The sequence below is a fragment of the Rhodococcus sp. no. 34 genome, assembly GCF_054589475.1.
Genome location: NZ_BAAILK010000001.1, coordinates 1 through 3,235, shown reverse-complemented (window position 1 = coordinate 3,235; position 3,235 = coordinate 1). Strand labels below are relative to the sequence as shown.

The window sequence follows — 3,235 nt, the reverse complement described above, 5'->3', positions numbered from 1 at the left end:
TTGTGTGTTGTTTGAGAACTGCACAGTGGACGCGAGCATCTTTGTTGTAAGTAATGAAGAGCGTACGGTGGATGCCTTGGCACCAGGAGCCGATGAAGGACGTAGGAGGCTGCGATAAGCCTCGGGGAGCTGTCAACCGAGCTGTGATCCGAGGATGTCCGAATGGGGAAACCCAGCACGAGTGATGTCGTGTTACCCGCGCCTGAATATATAGGGCGTGTGGAGGGAACGTGGGGAAGTGAAACATCTCAGTACCCACAGGAAGAGAAAACAACCGTGATTCCGTGAGTAGTGGCGAGCGAAAGCGGAAGAGGCTAAACCATGGGTGTGTGATAGCCGGCAGGTGTTGCATTCGTGGGGTTGTGGGGTTCATTTTGTCTGTTCTGCCGAGCAGGCCAACAGTAAGAAATCACAGGGTTAGTGGAAGTGGTCTGGAACGGCCTGTCGTAGAGGGTGAGAATCCCGTACACGAAAACTTTGTGACTGTTGTAATGGAAACCCAAGTAGCACCGGGCCCGTGAAATCTGGTGTGAATCTGTCGGGACCACCCGATAAGCCTGAATACTCCCTGGTGACCGATAGCGGACTAGTACCGTGAGGGAAAGGTGAAAAGTACCCCGGGAGGGGAGTGAAATAGTACCTGAAACCGTGCGCTTACAATCCGTCAGAGCCTTCGAGCAGTTTACTGCTGGGGGTGATGGCGTGCCTTTTGAAGAATGAGCCTGCGAGTTAGTGGCATGTCGCGAGGTTAACCCGTGTGGGGTAGCCGTAGCGAAAGCGAGTCCGAATAGGGCGAGTCAGTGGCATGCTCTAGACCCGAAGCGGAGTGATCTACCCATGGCCAGGTTGAAGCGACGGTAAGACGTCGTGGAGGACCGAACCCACTTAGGTTGAAAACTGAGGGGATGAGTTGTGGGTAGGGGTGAAAGGCCAATCAAACTCCGTGATAGCTGGTTCTCCCCGAAATGCATTTAGGTGCAGCGTCGCGTGTTTCTCACCGGAGGTAGAGCTACTGGATGGTCTAGGGGGCCCACAAGCTTACCGAAATCAGCCAAACTCCGAATGCCGGTGAGTGAGAGCGCGGCAGTGAGACTGCGGGCGATAAGGTTCGTAGTCGAGAGGGAAACAGCCCAGATCGCCAGCTAAGGTCCCTAAGCGTGTACTAAGTGGAAAAGGATGTGGGGTCGCGAAGACAACCAGGAGGTTGGCTTAGAAGCAGCCACCCTTGAAAGAGTGCGTAATAGCTCACTGGTCAAGTGATCCTGCGCCGACAATGTAGCGGGGCTCAAGTACACCACCGAAGCTGCGGCATTCACGCAATAGCCCCCAGTTGATCCACGGATTTTCTGGCAGGTGTGTGGATGGGTAGGGGAGCGTCGTGTGGCCATGGAAGCGGCAGGGTGACCTAGCCGTGGAGGCCACACGAGTGAGAATGCAGGCATGAGTAGCGAAAGACGAGTGAGAAACTCGTCCGCCGAATGACCAAGGGTTCCTGGGCCAGGTTAATCCGCCCAGGGTGAGTCGGGACCTAAGACGAGGCCGACAGGCGTAGCCGATGGACAACGGGTTGATATTCCCGTACCCGTGTGAACGCGCCCATGGTGAATCAGTGATACTAACCATCCTGAAGCCACGAGAAGACCTTCGGGTCTCGAGTTGGTGGATGCATGGGACCTGATCTGGTAGTAGCCAAGCGATGGGGTGACGCAGGAAGGTAGCTGAGCCAGTCAGTGGTAATACTGGTGTAAGCGTGTAGGGCGTGACCTAGGCAAATCCGGGTCGCACATAGCCTGAGACGTGATGCGTAGCCGATTGAGGCGAATTCAGTGATCCTATGCTGCCGAGAAAAGCCTCTAGCGAGCTTTCACACGGCCCGTACCCCAAACCGACACAGGTGGTCAGGTAGAGAATACTAAGGCGATCGAGATAACTATGGTTAAGGAACTCGGCAAAATGCCCCCGTAACTTCGGGAGAAGGGGGGCCCTGTCTGGTGACGACATTTACTGTCTGAGCTGGGTGGGGCCGCAGAGACCAGTGAGAAGCGACTGTTTACTAAAAACACAGGTCCGTGCGAAGTCGTAAGACGATGTATACGGACTGACGCCTGCCCGGTGCTGGAAGGTTAAGAGGACCGGTTAGTTCCTTCGGGAGCGAAGCTGAGAATTTAAGCCCCAGTAAACGGCGGTGGTAACTATAACCATCCTAAGGTAGCGAAATTCCTTGTCGGGTAAGTTCCGACCTGCACGAATGGCGTAACGACTTCTCAGCTGTCTCAACCGTAGACTCGGCGAAATTGCATTACGAGTAAAGATGCTCGTTACGCGCGGCAGGACGAAAAGACCCCGGGACCTTCACTACAGCTTGGTATTGGTGTTCGGTTCGGTTTGTGTAGGATAGGTGGGAGACTGTGAAGCGGTGACGCCAGTTATCGTGGAGTCGTTGTTGAAATACCACTCTGATCGAATTGGACCTCTAACCTCGGACCATGATCTGGTTCAGGGACAGTGCCTGGTGGGTAGTTTAACTGGGGCGGTTGCCTCCCAAAATGTAACGGAGGCGCCCAAAGGTTCCCTCAGCCTGGTTGGCAATCAGGTGTCGAGTGCAAGTGCACAAGGGAGCTTGACTGTGAGACTGACAGGTCGAGCAGGGACGAAAGTCGGGACTAGTGATCCGGCACCGGCAAGTGGAAGCGGTGTCGCTCAACGGATAAAAGGTACCCCGGGGATAACAGGCTGATCTTCCCCAAGAGTCCATATCGACGGGATGGTTTGGCACCTCGATGTCGGCTCGTCGCATCCTGGGGCTGGAGTAGGTCCCAAGGGTTGGGCTGTTCGCCCATTAAAGCGGCACGCGAGCTGGGTTTAGAACGTCGTGAGACAGTTCGGTCTCTATCCGCCGCGCGCGTTAGAAACTTGAGGAAGGCTGTCCCTAGTACGAGAGGACCGGGACGGACGAACCTCTGGTGTGCCAGTTGTTCCGCCAGGAGCACCGCTGGTTAGCTACGTTCGGAAGGGATAACCGCTGAAAGCATCTAAGCGGGAAGCCTGTTCCAAGATGAGGTTTCTCACCCCCTCGAGGGGGTAAGGCCCCCGGCAGACCACCGGGTTGATAGGCCAGAACTGGAAGTGCAGTAATGCATGCAGGTGACTGGTACTAATAGGCCGAGGACTTACCACAAAGAAGCTACGCGTCCACTGTGCGGTATCTGAAACAACACACAGATACTGATGAGAA

At 55.1% G+C, this 3,235-nt stretch carries 1 rRNA gene; it reads left to right on the top strand.

Features of this window, described 5'->3' with window-relative positions:
* Positions 1–44: 44 nt before the first annotated feature.
* Positions 45–3,178 (top strand): 23S ribosomal RNA (locus tag ACYP01_RS00005).
* The last annotated feature ends 57 nt before the right edge of the window (positions 3,179–3,235 follow it).